This window comes from Salinivibrio sp. ML290 (assembly GCF_001995695.1).
Lineage (GTDB): Bacteria > Pseudomonadota > Gammaproteobacteria > Enterobacterales > Vibrionaceae > Salinivibrio > Salinivibrio siamensis.
In genome coordinates this window covers 120,964-143,552 of record NZ_MUEY01000001.1, presented here as the reverse complement: position 1 = coordinate 143,552, position 22,589 = coordinate 120,964, and the positions used below count along the sequence as shown (strand labels likewise).

Genomic DNA, 22,589 nt, shown 5'->3' with positions numbered 1-22,589 from the left:
CCACTACGCGTAACAGACTGAAATAATAAAGCCCGTGCTGAAAAGTGCGGGCTTTTTGATGCAGAGAACAACCCAACTGACACTTAGGTCTGATTATTGGATTGACGATAAAACGCTTTTCTCCACTGATTAGGCGTCACTTCATAGCGCGCTTTAAACTTTTCTCTGAACATAAGCACCGAGCTAAAGCCTGTTTTTTCGACAACCTGCTCGATAGATAAGTCCGTAGATTCAAGCAAATCTTGAGCGACATTTAGTCGCTCGGTGGTCAACCACTCTCCAAATGACATTCCTGTCGCCCGGCTAAATTTTCTGGTAAACGTGCGGCGGGTCATCATCACAGACTCAGCGAGCACATCCAATGAGTGCTTTTGACTGAGGTTACGTCTGATATTCTCCATTAACGCATTGATACGAGAGTCGGATGACGTCACCGGTATGGGTTGGTCGATAAACTGAGCTTGTCCACCATCACGATATGGCGGCACGACCATTCTTCTTGCCACTCGGTTTGCAATGGTACTGCTGTAGAACTTGCGGAAAATATAGAGACAACAGTCAATCCCGGCAGCCGTACCTGCTGAAGTGATCACGCGATTATCCTCAACATACAAGGCATTCGTATCCAGCAAAACACACGGAAACCGTTGGCTAAAGTCTTGTTCTAGTTCCCAATGTGTCGACGCTCGCCTTCCTACCAGCAAGTCCGCATAGGCAAGCACATAGCTGCCAAGACATAAGCCAACAACGAATGCGCCTCGGGCATGAGCACGTTGAAGCGCAGCAAGCAGTGCTTCATTGGGGCGTTCATCAATGGTTCGCCAATAGGGAATGACGATGATGTCGCTGTGCGCTAGCGCATCCAGCTGATGCTCAGTATGAATTTCCATACCAATATCGGAAAGAATGGGACCAGGTTCTCCTGCGACTAACTTGAGGTCAAAAAAAGCCTCATTCAACGTGCTAGGCCCAAACACAATACTCGGGACGGAAATATGAAATGGGCTAAAGTGATTAAAAACGACAATAGCCACCGAGGGAAGTTTGTTACTGTCTGTGGGATACATAGGCCATTTCCATCGTTAAAACACAGAGTAATGAAGACGCACTACTCTGTGTTGCTCACCAGCACAGCATCTTATGATGCTTTATTGACCCACCCTAAAGGGTCACTGTCTCACCATCTTCTGGCACAAACACACACTCATGGATCATGTTAGCTTTTGCATAAGCGCGCATTTCTTGCGTTGTTACCAACGCATGATTCACAGCCCCCATATGTGTGGCGACAATTTTAGCTTCAGGCAGCACTTGATGTGTTTTGAGCACATCTTCCTTACCCATGATAATAGGGCCGAAACCAAGGACATGTGCCCAACCTGTGTTGAGAATAACCACACCTGGCTGTTGTTTTATCATGGTTTGTTCAACACTTGGGATCCAGATCGTATCACCAACCAAATACAGCTTTTCCTCCGTCGCGTGCGAGAAGATAACCCCCGTCACTTCACCTAATATGTCCGCCATTTGTTCATTTTGAAAAGCAGCATCAGAGCCGTGTTGGCATACCGTGCGGATAAATGAAATACCATGATAATCAACCTCTTCAGAAAAGATCTGCACATTGGTAAACCCTTGAGAGCGTAGAATGGCCTCATCCCGCTCATGTTGCACAAAAATCGTTTTATCTTTGGGGATTATGTTCACGGCAGCCTCATCCCAGTGATCTGGGTGCGTATGAGTTAATAACACCGCGTCCACATCAATAATACTTTCAATCGGTAAAGGTAATTCAACGGTGGGGTTCGATAGGTGCGAATTGGCTGTGCCTTCAAAGCCAGGGTACGTCCCCTTCGGGGCTAACATCGGGTCAATGAGGAATTTTTTACCTGCATATTCAATTATTTGTGTTGCATTACGAATTTGTGTGATTTTCATGATTGCGCTCCAGTGTCACTATGCTTTGCGTTAGTGACGAAATAATAAGCACCAAACCACACGCTCAAAAGTGGCTAAAAGGACATATAAAGATAGTATCGGGACAAAGACGCTCCCCCTTAACTTGACCCCCATAGCGGCGGCCAGTCATCATAGTTCATCACTCTTCACGTTTAGCTTGCGGTCATGCGTCTTGAATACACCGGCCCGATGCCAGAATGCATCGGCTTTCTTTTACTGCCCCGCTTCTCGATGATGGCCTTTTTCTCTGCCGTCGAACCGCTGCGTATTGCCAACCAAATCAGTGGCGAAGCGCTATTTGATTGGCAAATGATCAGTGAAGATGGCAAACCGGTGAAGGCGTCTAACGGCATGTCACTGCTGGCGGATAAAGCCATCGATGCGGTGCATGACCTGCCCTCGCTGGCCGTGTGTAGCGGTTTTGACCCAGAAGCCTATCTAAGCCGCCCCTTAATGCGCTGGCTGCACCGTCTTGATGCGGCGGGGGGCGCGCTCGGCGGGCTCGATACCGGCTGCTTTTTGCTGGCCGCTGCCGATTTGCTTAAAGGGGAACGTGTCACCTTGCATTGGGAAAGCCTACCCTCGTTTCAAGAGCGCTTCCCGGAGGTGAAAACCTCAGATGAGCTATTTGAACTGGGATCGCGGCGCTTCTCATGCGCGGGGGGCGCAGCGGCGATGGACATGGCGCTCGATGTGATTGCACGTCGCCACGGTACCCAGTTAGCGATCGACGTCTCTGAGCAGCTGGTGCACGAGCGCATTCGTACCCGACGCGATCAACAGCGAATGACACTCGCCCGCCGTTTAGGTACCCATCGCCGACGTCTGGTCGAAGCGGTGGATGTGATGGAACGCCATATAGAATCCCCCCTGCCTTTATCGGAGGTGGCTCAGCGCAGTGGTATCTCGCTTCGCCATCTGCAACGGCTTTTTGACAGCGAGTTGAACCAGTCACCACGAAGCTGGTATTTGGGGTTACGGCTAGAGCGTGCCCATTATTTGCTAAAAGAAACCGATCTTGATGTGTTATCGGTGGGGTTGGCGTGTGGCTTTAGCTCAAGCTCGAGTTTTTCTCGCGCGTTTCGCACCCACTACGGCGTGTCACCGCGCCAGATGCGCAAAGCCCAAAGCCAGTAAAAGAAGAAAAACAAGATAGACAAAAAGCCGCTCACCCCGCCACCTTAATCGGCAACGGAATGAGCAGCTTGTCTCGCGTTTAGCGCGTCTCGGAGCGACGCCTTAAACCGCTATTTTTTCGCGTCCAGCTATTTTTGGCGGCTAGCTTTTTTTAGCCGCCACTAGCGAGCGGCGCGATTCACCAAACAGTGAGATCAGCACCCCGGCGGTCATCACCAGGATCACCACGCTCAGTGGCAAGGCGGCGGCGATCAACGCCGTCTGTAGCGCCTTAAGGCCACCGGCCATCAGCAGCGTTGCTGCCACCAAGCCAATCACCACGCCCCAAATAATACGGAAACGCCGCGGTGGTTCTTCGTCACCCAGTGATAAGATGGTTGTCAGCACCAAGGTGCCCGAGTCCGACGAGGTCACAAACCAGCTCATCAGCAAGAACACCATCAGAGCCGAGAGTATCCAGCCGAACGTGCCGGTGCCGACAATGCCATCAGCTGCCGCAAATAAGGCCGCTGGCAGCTCCCAAGCATTAACCAAGTCGATAATGCCAGCACTGCCCACACCACCACTGGCATACAGCTCTTGATAGATAGCATTGCCGCCAAAAATCACCAACCAGACAAAGATCAGCAAGGTAGGCACAAACAACACGCCCAGCACGAACTCACGCAGGGTACGCCCTTTGGAAATACGCGCAATAAACAACCCAACAAAGGGTGCCCAAGCAAGCCACCAGCCCCAATAGAAAATAGTCCAAGCCTGCTGCCAATCTACCGTACCCGGCTCGTCGGCAAACCACAGCCCCATCAGGATAAAGTTAATCGCATAGTCGAGTAAGGTTTCACCAAACGCGCCGAACAACCACAGTGTGGGGCCGCCAATTAAAAAGACGCCAACGACAAACACCGACACCCAAATATTCATCTGCGAGATAATACGGATCCCGCGGCGCACACCAGAGACCGCCGAGACAATCGAGATAAACGAAATCACCGCAATCAACACCAGTTGAGTCGATAAGCCAGAGGCGATACCCATCAAGCGCTCCAGCCCCACGGCCATTTGACTCACGCCAAGCCCGAGTGAAGTCGCCACGCCAAACACGCAACCCAGCACCCCGAGGATGTCAAACAGATGGCCCCAGGCGCCGAAAATACGATCGCCGATAAAAGGATAAAGCGCCGAGCGCAGAGCCAAAGGGAGTTGCTTACGGTAGGCAAAATACGCCAGCGACATACCGACAATCACATAGATGGCCCAGCCATGCAGCCCCCAGTGGAACACGGTGACCCGCAGCGCATCGATGGCGCGCTCATAACCAATGGTCGCCGCGCCCGCCATGTCGGCGTGGGGGTTGTTGGGATAACCAAATCCACCGGTGTTGTCGAGATAAAAGATGGGCTCGGCCACCCCAAAAAACAGGATGCCAATACCAATGCCGGCAGAGAACAGCATCGAGAACCAGGAGAAATTACTAAACTCTGGACGACTGTCGTCAGGGCCAAGGCGCACGTTGCCGTACTTGCTGAAAACGATAAAACCGCACACGGTCAATAACAGCATCACGGTGACCAGGTAATAGCCACTAAAGGTACTTTCAATCCAGGTGCGCGTGGTGCCAAACAAGACACTAGCCGTCTCTGACTCAAAGCCGGTGAACAATACAAATGCCAGTACCAATACGGCTGAACAAATGGTCATGCCACGATGCATGCCTTGGAAGAAGCCACCTTGCGCAAGCTCGGTGACCATATAATCGGTCGAGGTAGCAGCCTGCTGGCTGTCACCGCGCTGGGGTGAGTTTGGGGGTGTTGAAGTAGCGATAATGATTCCTCCTTGAGCCGGAAGTCGGGCCGGCGATCCCGTTATCCGCCCAGGCTCTGCTGGGCGGGACCTCATGATGGCTCACCATCTCGGTGACGACGCGCTCACTGCCTACTGGGTAGACCGATGCGACGCCCCGCAAGCTGGGGCCACTCATTGTCGGATGCGGCAGGCAGCCGCTCAATCAAGCTGGCGACAGCATCCGGAAACGGCGCGGGGCGACCGGTTTGCGTATCGATGCCCATCAGCATCTGCTCGCTGGTGGCCAGCACCTCACCTTGGCTATCACACATTTGCATAAACACGTGCAGGCGCTTTTGATCACGCTCTAACACGGTCACGTCAACCACCAAGGTCTGACCTTGATGCGCCTCACGTCGATAACACAAATGGGTTTCTAGGGTATAAATGGTATAGCCATGCTGGGTGCGCCCGGCATCATCCAAGCCAATGGTGGCCATTAACGCATCGACACCCAGCGAGAACACGCGTGCGTACTCGGCATCGTTCATGTGCCCGTTATAATCGACCCATTCGGGGGCGACGTCTATCGTTAACAGTGCCATTAGATGCGCCCTTCCAAACCTTCAGCCTCTGGCCAGTACTTCTGCGCCAAGTCTAAAAGCTCGACCAAAAACGCATCACGGCGACGGTCTAGCTCAGAAACAGGGCGACCCGCGGCTTGGTGTTCACAGCCTTCGACCACTTTATCAATCAGCTCATCGGTCAGCTCAGGCGCTTCCAGCTTGGTCCACGGCAGTTTTAGCGCCGGGCCGAACTGCTCTAGCATATGGCGCATGCCCTGCTCGCCACCGGCCAGATGGAAGGTTAAGAAGGTGCCCATCAGTGACCAGCGCAGGCCGCAGCCATAAACCACTGCCGCATCAATCTCCTCGGTGGTCGCCACCCCATCGTTAACCAGGTGCAAAGCTTCACGCCACAGTGCTTCCATCAAGCGGTCAGCAATGTGCCCCTCGATTTCACGCTTAACCACCAAGGGACGCATTGCCAATTCTTGGTAGAGTGCATGAGCGCGACCGATATGATCGGATTGAGTGGCTTCGCCGCCCACCAATTCCACCAACGGCAGCAGATACACCGGATTAAAAGGATGCGCGACGATGACGCGTCCGGGAAGATGATCACAATCACTCTGCAGCTCAGTGGGTTTAAACCCAGACGTCGATGAGCCAATAATCGCGTTTGGCGCCGCAGCCGCATCAATAGCCGCCAAGGTCTCACGCTTAATATCAATGCGCTCCGGCACGTTCTCTTGAACCAGATCGGCCTCTTTCACCGCCTGCTCAAGGCTATCAACAAAGGTTAACCGGGCAGGATCTGCGTCTTCAGCCAGCCCTAGTTTTTCTAACGATGGCCAGGCATTGGCCACGAAGGCACGGGTGCGAGTAGGCGCTTGTGGGTCGGGATCATAAGCGACCACGTCCCAGCCTTGCGCCAAGGCACGCGCAATCCAACCATTACCAATCACGCCGGTGCCGATGACCGCTAACTGCTTGCTCATTGGTCACCTCCTTCAACCGGCTTACCGGTTTTAGGGTCAACCAGTTTCAGCGCAGCGCGCGTTTGGGCAGGTGTCATCACGCGACCGCCGAGGTTTTCAATAATGGTGCTCGCCTTTTCTACCAAGCCGCCGTTGGTCGCCATTACCCCTTTTTCCAGGTAGAGGTTATCTTCCAAACCCACGCGCGCATGACCACCCAACAACATGGCTTGCGCGACCATCGGCATCTGATGGCGACCAATGCCAAACGCCGCCCAGTTGGCGTTTTCCGGCAACTTATTGCGCATGGCCAGCATGGTTTCGGTGTCCGCTTCCGCGCCCCATGGAATACCTAAACACAGCTGAAACAGCGGATCGCCTTCGAGCAAACCTTCTTTTTGCAGCTGACGCGCAAACCAAACGTGGCCTAAGTCAAAGCACTCCAGCTCTGCTTTCACGCCCGCGACCTGGACCATACGGGCTTGCTCACGCAGCCAGTCGGCAGTGTTGATGTACACCATGTCGCCAAAATTCAGGCTGCCGCAATCTAAGGTACAAAGCTCAGGCAAGAGCTCGCCCACTGGCGCATGGCGCTCGGCTGGGGTTTGCATATCGGTGCCCGGGCCACCACGGCTTGGGTCTTGGGCATCCGGCACCCAATCCCCACCGCCACCGCCGGTGATGTTCATAACAATATCGACGTCTGATTCGCGAACGCGCTCCATCACCTCACGGAAGTGATCAATGTTGTGGCTAATGCCGCCCGTTTCAGGATCACGCACGTGAATATGAGCGACACTGGCACCAGCACGCGCCGCCTCAATACAGTTGTCGGCAATCTGTTTTGGCGTGACTGGCACATTGGGGTTTTTACCCGTGGTATCGCCCGCACCGGTAACGGCGCAAGTAAGAATGACGCTGCGATTCATGTTCGGCCTCTTGTCGCTTGATTAAACTGGCCACAGTGTGTCGGGAATACCACGTCATAACTTGACACTAGGCGACATAAAAACAGCAAAAAGAGACATTGTGAGTTATTGGCAGGCTGGTGGAATGGCGCAAATCACGGTAGAGCGCTAAACGTGATAGCGGTTTACGATGATAACGACACCCCCATTTGACCCAACAGCATTCTTGAACAACCAAGAAGCGCTGCAAACGGGCGATCTCGCATTTATCGCCGATGCTCTGGGTGTGAGCGCACGTGCCAAAGGGATGGCAGATATCGCCAAGCAAACCGGTCTTTCACGAGAAACGCTCTAGCGTACACTCAGCCAAAAAGGCAGTCCCTCAAGACACTGATGGCGATAGTGGATGCGTTAGGGTGGCGTTGAGGCTTGGTGGGGGCGTTGTTTCCTAAATCATTGAACTTATCACTCTAGCGGCGATCAGATCATCAAAGCCTCAAAACAGGTCACAGATGATGAGCAAAGCCAAGTACAAAATCAGCAATTGGAAGCAATACAATCAAGCACTGATTAACCGTGGTTCGATTACCTTTTGGGTTGATGACGCCGCTATCCAGGGCTGGCACTGTAAAAAGCATCATGGCAAACGAGGCAGAGGCTTTACGTTTACCGATGGTGCCATTGAAACAGCGCTGATGGTTAAAGGTATTTTCAAGCTCCCTCTTCGCGCCCTGCAAGGCTTTCTCGACTCGATATTTAGCCTGATGGACGTACCGCTAAAATCGCCGTCATACAGTTGTATCAGTAAACGGGCGAAGACGGTTGAGGTTAACTACCGATTACCCAGTCGTGGGCCCGTTGCTCACGTCGTCATTGATGCCACCGGTTTAAAAGTGTTCGGCGAGGGAGAATGGAAAATGCGCAAACATGGCAAGGAAAAACGCCGTGTTTGGCGCAAGCTGCATCTCGCGATTGACGATAGTACACATGAAGTAATTTCTGCCGTCGTTAGCTTAGCGTCTGTCGGCGACAATGAAGCGCTACCGACGCTGCTCAACCCGTTACGCCGAAAAATCGCCCAAGTCAGTGCTGACGGCGCTTATGATACAAAAGCCTGTCATCAGGTGCTCAAGAAAAAAGGCATCAAACCGACCATTCCACCGCGCAGCAATGCGGGTTACTGGGAGGACGGCCACCCTCGCAATGCAGCCGTCAGCGCCTTGAAATCGGGTAACTTGGAAGACTGGAAACAAGAAGAGGGTTATCACCAACGCTCTCTGTCAGAAACTGGCATGTCTCGATACAAAACGTTAATCAGCCCTGAGCTGACTCTACGTAACTACGATGCACAAGTTGGCGAAGCATTGGCCAACGTGAAAGCGATAAACAAAGTCATAAGACTTGGTATGCCTGTTAGTTACCGAGTTGACTGATGGGAGTAATCCCATTGGGATCAGTGCGTTAGATGAATGATTTGATCAACAACGCCCTTGGTGGGTCTAAGTCAACAAACGCGCAGTAGTCACTGCGGCGCTGCTGTCAAAGGTTGGTAAGCCAGCCGATACAATCCATCAAATGAGTGAGCCCGCGCTGAATAGTGCGGGCTTTTTTGCTATGAAGTAATAATACTGCGCGTCGATTGAATAGAAGCGTAGCGATCTCCCAACGCTGCCATTGATACTGTATGAACAGAGCGTTCATCAATAGTGCTGCCTTGCTGATCTGGCAATGAGCGTGACGCACAGGCATCTTCACAAACGATCACTTCATACCCTCGCTCTAGAGCACTAATCGTCGTCGCCATAACGCACATGTGACTCATAAAGCCTGCAACCAAAATTTGAGTACAACCGCTTCGTTTTAAGGCGCTTTCAAGCTCTGTGTTATAAAACGAGCTAGGTAGTGTCTTGTGTATCACCTTCTCGCTGGAAATAGGTGCCATGCAGCTGACTACATCAGACAGCTCACTATCACAGTTAAAAACGGGTGAACTTGAACTCCCTTTGTGTAAAACATGAAAAATCGGAACAGACAGATGGCGTGCTCTATCAAGGATTTTTTGGGCATTAAACAATGCCTTTTCTCCAGCTTCGCCTAAAGGCAAGGCACCGTGCACATATTCATTCTGATAGTCGATAAAAATAACCGCTACACTTTCCCAATTGACTTTACAGTTACTCGCTCCGGCAATATCTCTGAGTGTTTTAATCTCATTCATCGTCTTTCTCCTCGAAAACTAAGCCGATTATATCCACCTGCCGAAACGGATTAAGTGCTATTGATGCACATGGGATGTGCAAAAATGCTTATCAGTGAAGCGGTAGTCTTTGACTTACCTATTTTGGTACAACGAGGAGCGTGGCAAGCAAGCTAAATTATGGTTTGACATATCTTTGCCACTTCATCCATTACAATTTTCTTTGACGTGGAGGCATGCGTTCTTTTCGAGGAAAGTATCCAAATATCACGCTTTATGGGTTGGTCGGGCTCCAAAGTCACCAAAGGGCTGGAGCGAAGGGTTATCTCGGGTAATAGCGCAATACCATAGCCAAGCTCTGCCGCCTTTTTCTGTAGAGATACAGTATCAGCCTGAAATCGAATTGACTTAAGGCTGTGTCTTTCTATTAAAAATTGACATTCTCTTAAATGGCTCAGCTCAGAGGTATAAGTGACAATATTCACTGACTCACCGTTTTTCAACCTCTCAATCCAAAACGCGTTTCCTGCAATCAGAAAGGAACATTCTCCCACTTTTTTACATATGGACTCTCCTTGCTTAGGTAGTCCCATTCTTAACGCAATATCAACCTCTTGCTTCGATACATTCAGATTCCTAGTCGATGTATCTACCTCTATTCTCAGTTCTGGAAAACGGTCTTGAAGACTTTTTAGCTGCTCAACGAGCATGCTCTCAGCTAAAAATGGCACCATCGAAATTTTCACCGACTGGTTAAAACGAGCGTCTGGAGAAATTGACTCCGATAATCCATCAACCTCATCTCTCACAATCACAGAGCGTTCATAAAGCAACTCGCCCTCTATTGAGGGCGTAAATCCATCTCCAGTACGATCGAAAAGGTTGATTCGTAACGCGTCTTCAAGCCGATTAATACGCCTTGAAATCGTCGCATGGTTTACATTTAACCTCGCTGCTGCGTCGCTGACTTTGCCTGACTCATAAAGCGCCAGAAAGTACTTTAAATCGTCCCAATTTATCACCGCGAAGCTCTCCTAAAGATCAGGTAAAAATATAAACCGAATAAAAGCGTCCAACTACGCAGCCTAACACATAAAAACCTAAATATATGATATTGCCAAAAAAAACCTACCTTTCACGAGAAAGCTCTACCGCACACTCAGCCAAAAAGGCAATCTTAACCTCAAGACACTGATAGCGAATGTGGATGCGTTAGGGGTGGAGTTAAGGCTTGATGGTTCGAAGTCACTGCAGTCATAGTGGCTATTGCGGTGCTACTATCAAATGTGGAATGTCACTCAGCTGGACATACTGTGAAATGAGCAAGCCCGCACTAAACAATGCGGGCTTTAGGTGGAGTAACGCGAAAAGGGTAAGTCAACGTCATTTTGGCTTGGAAATGGATGGAAATGAGCTAGACCAAAAAGTCTAGCTCAGGTACTATAAATTAGGAATAGTAACGCAAATATAAACTAGAAGATCTTTATTTTAGCTACTTATCTAAGCTGTTAATTATCTTTTCAGTTAGCGTCTGTATCAGGTATCACCATTCTTACCTGATAGTCTCCTTTCTGCCCAGGTATAATTTCTGCTTTAAATTTAAATCCCTCAGAAAGCATTTTCCTTGTTGTTTCATCAAATATTGTTTTGTGAAAGAAAGCGTCCTGTTCAGAAGAGCCAAACTTACAAAACCCATATCCTCTATGAGAAAAGACTTTGGTTATAATGCAATCGTCTATAATTCTATCTTCTTTGTTATCAAGTACATAATGGACTCTCTCTATGTATATTCCATTATCACCTCTGGCAATATCACATCTTAAAATATCACCATCATGTACAAACTCAACACCTAAGTTTTTTAACTGCATTAGATCAAAATAGACGCTTTCCTCATAATTTTCCACATTCGCGAAGCCACTCTTGGCATTTACATCAAATGCGTCAACTACTGCATCTACGCCTCGTAAAATCGTCCCTTTCTTATAGTAATCACCGAAAGTCGATACCAATTCATCTTCTGGAGCTTTTCGAGTGCCAAAACCAGATATGTTTTTTATCATCAACACTTGATGCTCATACTTTTCTGAATGATTAGGTTCATATATGTACTTTTTATCCTCTTTTATCAAGTAGTCTGAAAACATATTCTTGATTCTATTTACTTTTTCAATAAACCTAATATTAGCCTTGTAAGTAGACCGGATTTTTTCAGAAGTATCAGGGCAATCGATCGGTGTTGTTAGCGCCATCTGGTAGAAATATACACTGTTTCTAGATGCCAATTGCAGATGAGAGCTACCTTTATAAGATATTGTAAATCTTTGTTTATCAGACAAACTACTCATCGATAAATCATATGGCTCAATTAAACCCAATTCTAAAAGCTCTATTAATGTATGCTCTATAGTTGCTTCATGAACACCCATGGTATCGAAATAGCTGATTATTGAAGGAACTGTTAAGTGCTTGTCTTCAATAGATCGATTCCCTTGCTGTGTAGCTTTTAGCAATGACAGAGCTCTTAATTTCAATAATGGCGATTGAATATAACCACCAGAAACAAAAAATATAGGGCATATTTCTGGAGCATCTCCTTGCTTATACACAGTGTAATCCCCCAAAATCAATGCTTCTATAAACTTAGTGAAATTAGTGGTAACCATATTTCCAGAAATATAAGATTTTATTAGATCTTCGATCCTTATGATAGGGGAGGTAATTACCCTCTGAGATAGCAAGAGAGTTCTTCGTATATTAAAATTGGTAAGCTCACCCAGTGTTTTAGATGTATAATCATGATTGACAAATACATCTTCAATTACTTTTGCAAAGCTATTGATGTCTGTAATCGATATACCAATACCTTTTTTAGAAAAGTAGAGCTTCTTGTCTTCTTCTGAGGACGGTGAAGATAGCTTTTCATTTATGTAGTTAATTCTCTTTCTAAAAACTTCTTTTGGCGACGGAGTTGGAAGAAAAAAAGACCGAGATTGATGAATACTAAATATATCAGTTTTAGAAAAAATCCAGGCTGATTTATCCGTAACAGGAAAAAATAGCATGCAGTGGTTAATTTCTCTCTTTATAGAATTAGATAATTGGAATATTCTAGTTTTAAACTCTAAAGAGAACTCATCTGTATTATCTATGACGATAATTGGTAACATTCGCCTATTTTTCAAGACGTCCTTTAAGATTCTATTTAAATATCCTTCCCTGTTTTTTTCTACTTCAGCCTCTAAAAATTCACCAAACTTAATTTTAAATGCCGACTTGTCTGTTTCATATAGTTCTTTATCTACTCCTCTAACTCTCCTGAGATATTGGCCATGATATAAGCCTCGTAAGTCATCCCAAGTTGGTATTCCATCAGCATATAATTGAGATTCTAATTGATCAATCAGTCTTTCTATCATCCAATTTACGATTGTCTGCTCATCACCTGATGCATCTAAGCAGTTAACATTTAGAACAATACACTTATCTCTAATCGTTTTAGAAAGAGTTTTACTAAAAAATCGCTCTAAAAATGTCGTTTTACCAGAACCTGTAGGCCCAACAATGAAAATAGATTGTTCCGACTCACCTATATTTTCCGTTTCAATAGTATTGGATATTATCCTAGACAGTTCTCCATCCACATTGTTTTTTTCACGAGAAAGATTCCCTAATACACTGGTGGTTATTTTTTCTAGAGAGTAATCAGCAATACGACTTTCATGAGATTCTACAAAACATTCTACCATCATGTCATCGTCATCATCTCCTGATAATCGCTCAAAGAAATTAGCAAAAACCTTTTCTAGGTCATAAGCAATATCTGATCTTTTTGTTAGTTTTATTTCCGTATCATCTATAGGAGCTTTTAGATTATGGCTTATCAACACCCTGTTATGATGAACATCATCAAATATTGAGTTAAAAACTCTATTCTCTACATTAGATTTTGATAGCAATTCAAAAAATGAGCTAAAATCATTTTTTATTGCTTCAAGCGACGGAAAAACAACACCTTGTTTATTTTTATAATTCTCTCCAGGGATATGTGTTTTAAAAACAACCCATATTAAGCCATCAGTTATAACGGCAATAGGTAGGCCATTCGGAGAAGCATAACTAAATGCTTGTTCAATCCCATCATTACACTTTTTGAGGGCAGAGCCGCTAAGCTTGAGGTATTTTATGGCATCTCTTTTAGCAACTTCTACATCCAGCCTTCCTACTCTCTTCGCTTCAACAACAAACTGAGGGGTATCACTTGTACGAAAGATGTAGTCGGAGAACCCATTTTCATGTTTAGTCTCAGCTTTGATATCACTAAACCCCCAGCCTAAACACTCTGTAAAAATTCTATTTATTATTTGAATTTTTGAGTCTTCCTCGCTAGCGATAGAGTCAAGATTATTGACAACTTCAGAATAGATTGTTTCAAACTTTGTTTCAGCTTCATCAATACTGAGCATTTATCACCTTCCACGCTAACCTAGTAGTTTTCCCTAACTTACAAAACATCGTAACATAGAAAAACTATTTTATTTAAAAATTGAAATTTTTACTTCCCTGTAGAGCTAATCGGAGCGTGATTTAGCTTCTTCCAAAAGCTCCATTGGTGTAAATTCGGTAGGGCGAAGGTGATTTGTCTAACAGTCTAATGACTTAATATTGCAGCAAGCCGCTGCAAAGTTTTTTCGCCGCAAAAATTATGCAAAGCCATTAGTAATAGTAATCATCCAACTCCTAAACACATTTCGGGGCACAAACGAGCCACCCCCTAATCCTTCCTATGCTGACTTTCCACTTCTTCGGCAAGCATGCCGTAGATCACGATCAGGTTATAACTGACCATACCGAGGACTTGGCCGTTTTCGATCACAGGGGCGCGGCTGATGCCGAAGCGTTCGAATAAGCGGGCGCAGTATTTCACATTCATATCGGGGGAGACGCTAAGCGCGGGTTTGGTCATAATTTCATAAACGTTGACCCGTGATGGGGCGCGGTTTTTGGCGAGCACTTTTTTGGCAATGTCGTTCATTAACACAATGCCGAATTCGTCATGCTCATCGCGTTTATTGACGATAATCGCTTTCACTTCTTGTTCGCGTGCAATGCGGATCGCTTCTTCGACCGTGGTGAGCCCATCAATACACACGGCATGGGCATGCATCACATCTCTTACCGTTTTATGTTGTTTCATAACTCGTCCTTCACCACTTCGGTTAATTCTCGCATTTGGTGGGCCACGCCCACGGCATCTTCCACATCAATTTGCACCGCGATGCCACTGCCGGAGGTGGCATCAAACTCGCCCACGTCATTAATGGTTTCGAGTATGGTGCGCGCTAAGTGCTCTTCCACCAGGAAGATGGCCACGTCCCGCTGCACATCCAGCGTCAGCCCTAAAAAGGTTTTCTTTTTCACCAAGCCTTCGCCACGCGCGTTGTTAATAATGGTCGCGCCGGTAGCGCCGGCTTGTCTGGCGGCATCGAGCACCGCATCGGTTTTGGCATCTTCAATAAACGCCATGATCAATTTGAACCGCATAGGCTCTCCTTACGATGAACGCTGTGCGTGCTTTTTCTGTAAATAGGCTGTGATTTGGGCATAACCCATCACGGTGATCATCGGAAACAAACTGGCAAACGCAATTAAGCCAAACCCATCGAGCATCGGGTTTCTTCCCGGTACGGTAGAGGCTAGCCCCAACCCTAGCGCCGTCACCAATGGCACGGTGACGGTTGAGGTGGTCACCCCTCCAGAATCATAGGCCAAAGGCACGATAAACGGCGGGGCAAAATAGGTTTGGAACACCACCACCACATAGCCGGTGATGATGTAATAATGGAGCGGATCGCCCACCACAATGCGGTAACACCCCAAGGCAATCCCCATGGCGACGCCCAGTGCCACTGAGGCGCGCAACCCGTTCACCCGAATCGCCCCGCCCGAGACTTTGGCCGCTTTGATTGCCACTGCGATCAATGAGGGTTCAGCCACCGTGGTGCTAAAGCCAATCGCTGCGGCAAACAGATACACCCAGTAATAGGCTTGCCAGTCGATCTCGCCGCCTGCTTTGAGTGCTGCGCCGACAAAATCAGTGGCAGTAAGCTGCTCGGCCATCGACGAACCGAGTGGAAACAATGCCAGCTCGAGCCCCATTAAAAACAGGCTTAAGCCGAGGATTACATAGAAAAACCCAAGGATAATTCGCTTGGGGTTATTGAGCGCTTTGCGCAATACAAACAGCTGAAAGCCAAAGATGATCGCGATAATCGGGATCACATCGCGCACGGTGGAGAAAAAGGTGTCGAGAAACAAAGTGAGTGGATTGTTCATGCCACCACCATGCCGTAGGCCATCACGAAGATCATCGGCGATAGCGAGGCAAAGGCAATTAAGCCAAAGCCATCCACCATAGGATTACGCCCTTTGATCACGGTCGCCAGCCCTACGCCGAGCGCGGTGACCAATGGCACCGTGATGGTCGAGGTGGTCACCCCACCCGAGTCATAGGCGATGCCGATAATACTCGGCGGTGCGACCATGGTCATCGCCACCACCAGCAAATAGCCGCCAATAATCAAACGGTGGATCGGCCAGCCTTTCATGATTCGCACCACCCCCAGCACAATCGCAAACCCAACCGAAAGCGCCACGGTTAGCCGCAGGCCGTTGGCATAGTTGTCTTTGGCTGCTTCGCTGGTGTGTATCATCCCGCCATTGGCCGCCACATCTGCCGCCTCTGCCGCCACCGCGGTGAGTGCGGGCTCGGCAATGGTGGTGCCAAAGCCGAGCAAAAACGCAAACGCAATCAACCAGCCTAAGCTACCTTTATGTGCAAGAGAGTGCGCCATGGATTCGCCAATCGGGAATAGCCCCATGTCTAAGCCGTATACAAATAGAGTCAGTCCCACCACCACCAGCACCAACCCAAAGGTAATTGAAATCCAGTTGGGCAGCGGTTGTTGCAGGACAATCACTTGAAAAAAGCCAATCACTAGGATGATGGGTAACAGATCGCGAAAGCTTCCTAGCAATGATTTGAATAACGCTTGCATGTAGGCGACATGACTCCCTGCGTAGTAAAATGAAAAACACACCTTTTATGTGCCTATTTATGTTAGCACTCCCAATTTGGCGTGCGAGGGGCAGAAGAGAAAACTGCGCGATCAAACCGATTTTGGTTGCGGTACGTAACAGGATACAAAGCAATCACTTGCGCTAAGTCTAAAACCCTCTTAGCGTTATCTATATCACCCATTACTCGACGTTAGGACATCAGGCATGAAACTGTTAATCACTGGCGGCACTGGCCTGATTGGTCAGGCGTTAATTCCTCGCTTGCTGACCGAGCATCAGGTCACTGTGTTATCGCGCTCCAAGCAAAAGGTCACCCAGTGCTTTGGCGATAAAGTCACGCCGTTAGAGCGCCTTGATGATCTCGCCCACCTGAATGATATTGATGCGGTTATCAATCTGGCGGGCGAGCCGATTGCCGACAAACGCTGGAGTGAGCAGCAAAAAGGGATCATCTGCACCAGCCGCTGGGGATTAACGGAAAAACTGGTGGAGAAAATCCATGCCAGCAGCACGCCACCACACACCTTTATTAGCGGCTCAGCGGTTGGCTATTACGGCGATCAGCAAGATCGCAGCTTTGATGAAACCTTAGTGGTCCATGCCGATGACTTTGCCCAGCATGTGTGTCATCAGTGGGAAAAGATTGCCTTGAAAGGCGCGTCGCAACAAACACGGGTGTGCTTGCTGCGCACCGGCGTGGTGTTAAGCGCTGAGGGTGGCGCGCTCAAACGGATGATGCTGCCGTATAAACTTGGGTTAGGCGGCCCAATTGGTAAAGGCCAGCAATACATGCCGTGGATCCATATAGAGGATATGGTCGGCGCGATTATCCACCTGCTCAACACTCCTGAGCTTAAAGGGCCGTTTAACTGCACCGCGCCAGAGCCGGTCACCAATAAACGTTTTAGCCAAGCGCTGGCCCGAGCCTTAAAACGCCCACACGTGCTCTTTGTCCCTACCTTGGCGATTAAAACCATGATGGGGGAAGCCTCGCACTTGCTGCTCGATAGCCAACGCGCCCTGCCCCATGCGTTGGAGGACGCGGGCTTTGAGTTCCAGCACCCCAAGGTGGAAGAAGCGATGCAATCTTTGTTTAAGTAGCGGCTTTGTTTTTCGCACAAGCGGTGTTGCTAGCTAGACATTGCACACAAAAAAGCGGGTACCAATTTTCTTGATACCCGCTTTGTTATCGACGAATCAGATATGTTTTATCGCGTTAACGCCGTTGCGGGTCAATCAGTTTACGCAGCATCGAGGCGACCGTGACAAACACCAGCGCCACCGCCAACACAGGCAACACCGCCCAGAGCTCAGGATGCAGACGTACTTCCATTTCAAAGCCCCATTTCAGCAGGCCGACCATCGCCGCTTCTGCGCCAAGCACCGCCATTAAGCCCGATACAAAGGCCATCACGCCGTATTCGCTCCACAAGGTGCGTTGAATACGGGTGCGGCTCGCACCCAAAGTGCGATAGAGGTTTATCTCCTGCTGGCGTTCGCTCAGGCTGATACGCAGCAAAGTCAGTAGCAGCAGCAAGCCGCTGATCACCGCCAGCCCTGCCAAGACCGAAAGCGACAAGCCAATTTGACGCAAAATCGACTGAATACGGCTGCTCATGGTGCGCAAATCAAGCAGCGTGACGGTCGGATACTCCCGTGCCAAGCGATTGAGCAGCGGGGTTTGTGATTCATCGAGCCTGAAGCTCACCAGCCAGTTGGCCGGTTTGTCGGCGAGCGTCTCGCGGTCGAAAATAAAGTAGAAGTTAGGCCGCATATTGCGCCACTCGACTTCACGAATCGAGTTCACCATGGCGGTAAAGTCTTGGCCGGTCACGCTAAAAGTCAGGCTGTCGCCAATCTCAATCTCCAAACGCTCGGCAATGTCGGCCTCTACCGACACGCCATTCTCGGTTGGCCAGTCTCCGGCAATCACCTCGTTGTGCGACGGCAAGCTGTCACGCCAGGTAAAATTAAGCTCGCGGCGCAAGGCCTCATCCGCTTCATCGCGCTCGGCCTCGTCGGTTGGGAGCTGATAACGCTCACCGTTTTTGCCCACCAGCCGGCCACGCACGATGGGGTAGGCATCGGAGCGCATTAGGCTGGCTTCGTCGAGTTCACCCACATAGTCTTGCTGCTCACTCGGGGCGATATTCAGCGCAAACACATTAGGCGCATCGGGCGGCAGCATCCGTCCCCAATCGGCAAGCAAATCGGTGCGCAGCAGCCAGATAATCGCCAAGAGCATAAAGGAGATCGCGAGCGCCCCTAACTGCACGCTACTAGCCAGTTTGTTGCGGGTAATTCGGCTTAAGGCGAGCTTGACCGACGGTGCACGCACCCGTGATTTCACCAACCTAAGCAGGCCTAACCCTGCCAGCGCCAGCAAGACGATCATCACCGCCATCGCCCCCAGCACTGTCCATAGCAAGGTGTTGTCAAACGCCCACAGCGCAAGCGCCCCCACCGGTATCGCAATCAAAACAGCCGCGGTGCCACGACGGCGACGTCCGATGGCAGCCTGCGATTGCACGGCGGCCAACGCGGGCGCATCCAGCAGTTTAAGCAGCGGCACCCCCAAGGCTGGCAGCGCCACCAACAGCGCGACACCGGGCGCAAGCACCCAAGGCACCCAGCCATAGCTTGGCAATGGCGAAGGCAGAACATCGGTCAGCGGCAAGCGCAATAGCACTTCGAGGGTGTAACCCGCCGCTAACCCCACGGCGGTGGCAAGGACAAACAATAAGGTTAACTGCCGTGCCAACCAGCGCCGCACCCATTGTTGGCTGGCACCGAGGCTTTTTAGCATCGCCACCAAGTCCGCACGGCTTTTGGCATAATGCTGACAGGTTAAGGTTAAGGTGGCCGCGGCCATCACAATCACCAGCACCACGGTTAACGACAAGTACTGACGGCTGCGATCCAGCATATCGCCAGTGCGATCGGAGGTGTTTTCATCCACCCAGCGCTCGCCATCTTGCAGCGTGTAGCTGGCTTTAGCTGCACTTAAGCTGGGCTCGTCACCGGTTAAAAAGTAGCGATAACGCACGCGACTGCCTTCGCGCACCACGCCGGCAGCCGGCACATCGGCACGGTGCATCATTACCGCGGGCATTTGGCTAAAGGGGTTAAATGAGAGCTCCGGCTCAGCGGCCAATGTGCCGCTGACGTTCAGATCGAGATTACCAATCGAGACGGTGTCGCCGGGTTTAACATCCAGCAAACTAAACACCCGCTCAGACAGCCATAGCTCACCAGGCTGAATGCGTCGGTCGCCGCCAATCGCTTGACCGTTTTGCTCCAACACCAAGTCGCCGCGTAGCGGATAAAGGCTATCCACCGCTTTCACGCTCACCAGCTGCATGTTTTGCTCGCTGAACGCCATGGTGCCAAAGCGGGTTTGGGCAGATACCGTGGCACCGGCTTGTTTAAACGCCTCAATTTGTTCGGTGTTAAGCGCCTGACGAGTACGCAGCACGGTATCGGCGGCAATCAGATTGCGCCCTTGCTGGGTGAGCACGTTTTCAATGCGATCGGCCAATGCCGACAGCGCAAACACACAGGTGATGATCAGTGCCAGCGCCACCGCCACTGGCCAAATTTGCCCGTGTAACAGTTCGCGCCACGCCCAGCGATTGAGTAGTCCGTTTTTACTCGCCATTCACTCGCTCCTGTAGTTTGCCGCTGTCCATCATCAAGGTACGCTGACAACGCTTTGCCAGCGCCGGATCGTGGGTGACCAACACCAAGGTGGTGCCATGCTTTTCGTTCAGTTCAAACAATAAATCGATGATGGTCGCCGCGGTTTTTTGGTCAAGGTTGCCGGTCGGCTCATCGGCAAACAGCACTTGTGGGCGGATAATAAACGCACGCGCCAAGGCCACCCGTTGTTGCTCCCCGCCAGAGAGTTGCGACGGCAAATGGCTTTCGCGCCCTTGCAAGCCCACCGAGGCCAGCAGTTGCTTGGCGCGGGTTTCATCTTCTTCCTCACCGCGAATGGTGAGCGGCAGCATCACGTTCTCAAGCGCGTTCAGTGACGGCACCAGTAAAAAGCTTTGGAACACAAACCCCACCGATTCAGCCCGCAGCGCCGCGCGCGCATCTTCATCCAAGGTGGAAAGCTTGTGGCCGAGCAGATCGACCTCGCCTTCACTGGGCGTATCTAGTCCTGCAAGCAAGGTCATTAAGGTGGATTTTCCTGCGCCGGACACACCCATTAATGCAATCGACTCGCCTGCCTCGATTTGTAGCGAGACATCCTGCAGAATGGTAAGCGGCTGTTCGCGTGTCACGACATGTTTTGCAATTTTTTCGGCTCGAATAACAGGAGAGGCCATGTTACGCATCCTTACTTTGTTGTGTTTTTTGTGGGTGAGCAGTGCCAGTGCACAAACGCTCCTTGTCCTTGGTGACAGCTTAAGCGCTGGCTACCAAATGGCGGCTGAACAAGCCTGGCCTGCCAAGCTGCCGCGCGCGCTCAACGACCATGATGTCGAAGTTGAAGTGATTAACGCCAGCATTTCCGGTGACACCACCGCCAATGGCCTGCAGCGTCTGCCCCAATTATTAGAACGCCACCAGCCCGAATGGGTGCTGATTGAACTCGGCGGCAATGATGGCCTACGCGGTTGGCCATTTAACCGTATACGAGACAACCTTAAGCAATTGATCACTCAAACCCGCGCAGCCGATGCCACGCCGTTGTTGGTGCAAATTCAAATCCCGCCTAATTATGGTCAGCGCTATGCACAAGGATTTGCTGATATTTATCCTACACTGGCAGAGCAAACACAAACCCCCTTGCTGCCCTTTTTTATGGAGACTGTGATCCAAAAGCCTGAATGGATGCGTGATGATGGCATTCACCCGATGCCGGAAGCACAACCTTGGATTGCCGATTTTATGGCAGAAAAGCTCGCGCCTTATTTGTCTGGTGCGACTCAATCATGAACGGGGATCTTATGGACGCTGCCTCACCGCTCAATAACGCCATTTTAATCACCGGCTGCTCCACCGGCATCGGCTATGCCTGCGCCAAAGCCTTGCATGAGCAAGGGCACACGGTGATCGCCAGTTGCCGAAAGCCTGACGATGTCAGCCGTTTACAGCAAGAAGGCTTAACCTGTATCCAATTGGATGTATCAGACACGACCAGCATCAACCAAGCAGTTGAGGCGGTTGAGCAACTGACCGGCGGTAAACTCTTTGCACTGTTTAATAACGGTGCTTATGGCCAACCCGGCGCACTGGAAGATTTGCCCACCGATGCCTTACGCGCTCAGTTTGAGACCAATGTGTTTGGCTGGCACCATTTAACCCAAGCCTTGTTGCCGATGCTGCTCAATTACGGCGAGGGACGCATTGTGCAAAACAGCTCGGTGCTGGGCATCGTGGCATTGAAATATCGCGGCGCCTATAACGCCAGCAAGTTTGCCCTCGAAGGCTGGACCGATACCCTGCGTTTAGAGCTGAGCGATACGCCGATTAAGGTGAGTTTGATTGAGCCAGGTCCGATTGAAACCGCGTTTCGTGCCAATGCGCTCAGCGCCTTTAAACACTGGGTCGACCCCAATAAAAGCCGTCATCAGCAGGCCTACCAAGCCCAACTTGACCGCCTCGCGGCGGACGAAGGCGGCAACAAATATACCCTGCCCGCCGACGCGCTTGTCGCGCCATTGACGCATGCGCTGTTCTCGCCTCGCCCTAAGATACGTTATCGCGTGACCCAACCGACAGTGTGGATGGCAATCCTCAAACGGCTCCTTCCCAGCTGTTGGCTTGATCGGGTATTGCTCAAAGGCGGGTGATGCAACAGCGAAAAAATCGCCAAAAAAGCGTGGCTGCTGTCGCATTTGTCATACTTTTGTCACAGACAGGGGCTAATCTCATCATCATTGGTGGACAACATCTGTTGGATCAATCCTCACCGATAAAGCAACACCCTCGATAACAATCATAAAGGAGCCGGCTGATGACCTTACATCAATTG

21 protein-coding genes are annotated in these 22,589 nt (G+C 49.9%); 6 read left to right on the top strand and 15 right to left on the bottom strand.

What is annotated here, in order from left to right; translation table 11 throughout:
- Window positions 1-83 precede the first annotated feature (83 nt).
- Both BZG23_RS00745 and BZG23_RS00740 read right to left on the bottom strand, forming a co-directional pair.
- Complete coding sequence (locus tag BZG23_RS00745; protein WP_021023979.1) at window positions 84-1,067, bottom strand: GlxA family transcriptional regulator; 984 nt, start codon at window positions 1,065-1,067, stop codon at window positions 84-86.
- 94 nt (window positions 1,068-1,161) lie between these two features.
- A complete protein-coding gene (locus tag BZG23_RS00740; protein WP_077605864.1) occupies window positions 1,162-1,938 on the bottom strand; it encodes an MBL fold metallo-hydrolase in 777 nt (258 codons plus the stop codon).
- Window positions 1,939-2,124: 186 nt separating this feature from the next.
- Here BZG23_RS00740 and BZG23_RS00735 point away from each other — a divergent pair, with 186 nt between their 5' ends.
- A complete protein-coding gene (locus tag BZG23_RS00735; RefSeq protein WP_077605863.1) occupies window positions 2,125-3,096 on the top strand; it encodes a GlxA family transcriptional regulator in 972 nt (323 codons plus the stop codon).
- A gap of 141 nt (window positions 3,097-3,237) precedes the next feature.
- On the opposite strand, the gene BZG23_RS00730 is transcribed toward BZG23_RS00735, so the two are convergent.
- Genes BZG23_RS00730 through BZG23_RS00715 form a run of 4 tightly spaced genes read right to left on the bottom strand, consistent with a single transcriptional unit; the run spans window position 3,238 to window position 7,347 of the window.
- Window positions 3,238-4,992 carry a BCCT family transporter gene (locus BZG23_RS00730; protein WP_241837163.1) on the bottom strand — a complete coding sequence of 585 codons (1,755 nt, stop codon included), beginning with the start codon at window positions 4,990-4,992 and terminating at the stop codon, window positions 3,238-3,240.
- A gap of 29 nt (window positions 4,993-5,021) precedes the next feature.
- Entirely contained in the window at window positions 5,022-5,483 is a 462-nt protein-coding gene (locus BZG23_RS00725; protein ID WP_077605861.1) for a thioesterase family protein, read from the bottom strand.
- Window positions 5,483-6,439 (bottom strand): L-carnitine dehydrogenase, encoded by a 957-nt coding sequence (locus BZG23_RS00720; RefSeq protein WP_077605860.1) that lies wholly within the window; start codon window positions 6,437-6,439, stop codon window positions 5,483-5,485. The genes BZG23_RS00725 and BZG23_RS00720 overlap by 1 nt, the downstream gene beginning before the upstream one ends.
- A complete protein-coding gene (locus BZG23_RS00715) occupies window positions 6,436-7,347 on the bottom strand; it encodes a 3-keto-5-aminohexanoate cleavage protein (RefSeq protein ID WP_077605859.1) in 912 nt (303 codons plus the stop codon). Before BZG23_RS00715 ends, BZG23_RS00720 begins: the two co-directional genes overlap by 4 nt.
- Window positions 7,348-7,516: 169 nt before the next feature.
- Here BZG23_RS00715 and BZG23_RS00710 point away from each other — a divergent pair, with 169 nt between their 5' ends.
- The gene (locus BZG23_RS00710) at window positions 7,517-7,681 is read left to right on the top strand and encodes a helix-turn-helix domain-containing transcriptional regulator (protein ID WP_241837162.1); all 165 of its coding nucleotides are present in this window, start codon (window positions 7,517-7,519) and stop codon (window positions 7,679-7,681) included.
- Window positions 7,682-7,841: 160 nt separating this feature from the next.
- Entirely contained in the window at window positions 7,842-8,759 is a 918-nt protein-coding gene (locus BZG23_RS00705; protein ID WP_077605858.1) for an IS5 family transposase, read from the top strand.
- A 179-nt stretch (window positions 8,760-8,938) separates the two neighbouring features.
- On the opposite strand, the gene BZG23_RS00700 is transcribed toward BZG23_RS00705, so the two are convergent.
- From BZG23_RS00700 to BZG23_RS00670, 7 genes are all read right to left on the bottom strand, one after another.
- Window positions 8,939-9,544 carry a cysteine hydrolase family protein gene (locus BZG23_RS00700; RefSeq protein WP_077605857.1) on the bottom strand — a complete coding sequence of 202 codons (606 nt, stop codon included), beginning with the start codon at window positions 9,542-9,544 and terminating at the stop codon, window positions 8,939-8,941.
- Between the two features lie 152 nt (window positions 9,545-9,696).
- Entirely contained in the window at window positions 9,697-10,545 is an 849-nt protein-coding gene (locus BZG23_RS00695) for a LysR family transcriptional regulator (RefSeq protein ID WP_077605856.1), read from the bottom strand.
- A gap of 498 nt (window positions 10,546-11,043) precedes the next feature.
- On the bottom strand, window positions 11,044-13,989 hold the full coding sequence (locus BZG23_RS00690; protein WP_077605855.1) for an AAA family ATPase: 2,946 nt from the start codon (window positions 13,987-13,989) through the stop codon (window positions 11,044-11,046).
- Between the two features lie 308 nt (window positions 13,990-14,297).
- On the bottom strand, window positions 14,298-14,720 hold the full coding sequence (locus BZG23_RS00685) for a CBS domain-containing protein (protein WP_077520243.1): 423 nt from the start codon (window positions 14,718-14,720) through the stop codon (window positions 14,298-14,300).
- Window positions 14,717-15,067 (bottom strand): P-II family nitrogen regulator, encoded by a 351-nt coding sequence (locus tag BZG23_RS00680; protein WP_025674528.1) that lies wholly within the window; start codon window positions 15,065-15,067, stop codon window positions 14,717-14,719. The genes BZG23_RS00685 and BZG23_RS00680 overlap by 4 nt, the downstream gene beginning before the upstream one ends.
- A gap of 9 nt (window positions 15,068-15,076) precedes the next feature.
- Window positions 15,077-15,859 carry a DUF1538 domain-containing protein gene (locus tag BZG23_RS00675; protein WP_077605854.1) on the bottom strand — a complete coding sequence of 261 codons (783 nt, stop codon included), beginning with the start codon at window positions 15,857-15,859 and terminating at the stop codon, window positions 15,077-15,079.
- Window positions 15,856-16,581 carry a DUF1538 domain-containing protein gene (locus BZG23_RS00670; protein ID WP_074213141.1) on the bottom strand — a complete coding sequence of 242 codons (726 nt, stop codon included), beginning with the start codon at window positions 16,579-16,581 and terminating at the stop codon, window positions 15,856-15,858. Before BZG23_RS00670 ends, BZG23_RS00675 begins: the two co-directional genes overlap by 4 nt.
- Before the next feature lie 226 nt (window positions 16,582-16,807).
- Between BZG23_RS00670 and BZG23_RS00665 the strand changes: the two genes are divergently transcribed.
- Entirely contained in the window at window positions 16,808-17,704 is an 897-nt protein-coding gene (locus BZG23_RS00665; protein ID WP_077605853.1) for a TIGR01777 family oxidoreductase, read from the top strand.
- A 115-nt stretch (window positions 17,705-17,819) separates the two neighbouring features.
- On the opposite strand, the gene BZG23_RS00660 is transcribed toward BZG23_RS00665, so the two are convergent.
- The gene (locus BZG23_RS00660; RefSeq protein ID WP_077605852.1) at window positions 17,820-20,261 is read right to left on the bottom strand and encodes an ABC transporter permease; all 2,442 of its coding nucleotides are present in this window, start codon (window positions 20,259-20,261) and stop codon (window positions 17,820-17,822) included.
- Window positions 20,251-20,937, bottom strand: coding sequence for an ABC transporter ATP-binding protein (locus BZG23_RS00655; RefSeq protein ID WP_077479687.1), 687 nt, complete (start codon window positions 20,935-20,937; stop codon window positions 20,251-20,253). Before BZG23_RS00655 ends, BZG23_RS00660 begins: the two co-directional genes overlap by 11 nt.
- Here BZG23_RS00655 and tesA point away from each other — a divergent pair.
- Together tesA and BZG23_RS00645 are read left to right on the top strand one after the other, a co-directional pair.
- Complete coding sequence (gene tesA, locus BZG23_RS00650; RefSeq protein WP_077605851.1) at window positions 20,936-21,550, top strand: multifunctional acyl-CoA thioesterase I/protease I/lysophospholipase L1; 615 nt, start codon at window positions 20,936-20,938, stop codon at window positions 21,548-21,550. The two genes, BZG23_RS00655 and tesA, sit on opposite strands and share 2 nt — an antisense overlap.
- Complete coding sequence (locus BZG23_RS00645) at window positions 21,547-22,407, top strand: SDR family oxidoreductase (RefSeq protein WP_241837161.1); 861 nt, start codon at window positions 21,547-21,549, stop codon at window positions 22,405-22,407. Before tesA ends, BZG23_RS00645 begins: the two co-directional genes overlap by 4 nt.
- Window positions 22,408-22,589: the final 182 nt, after the last annotated feature.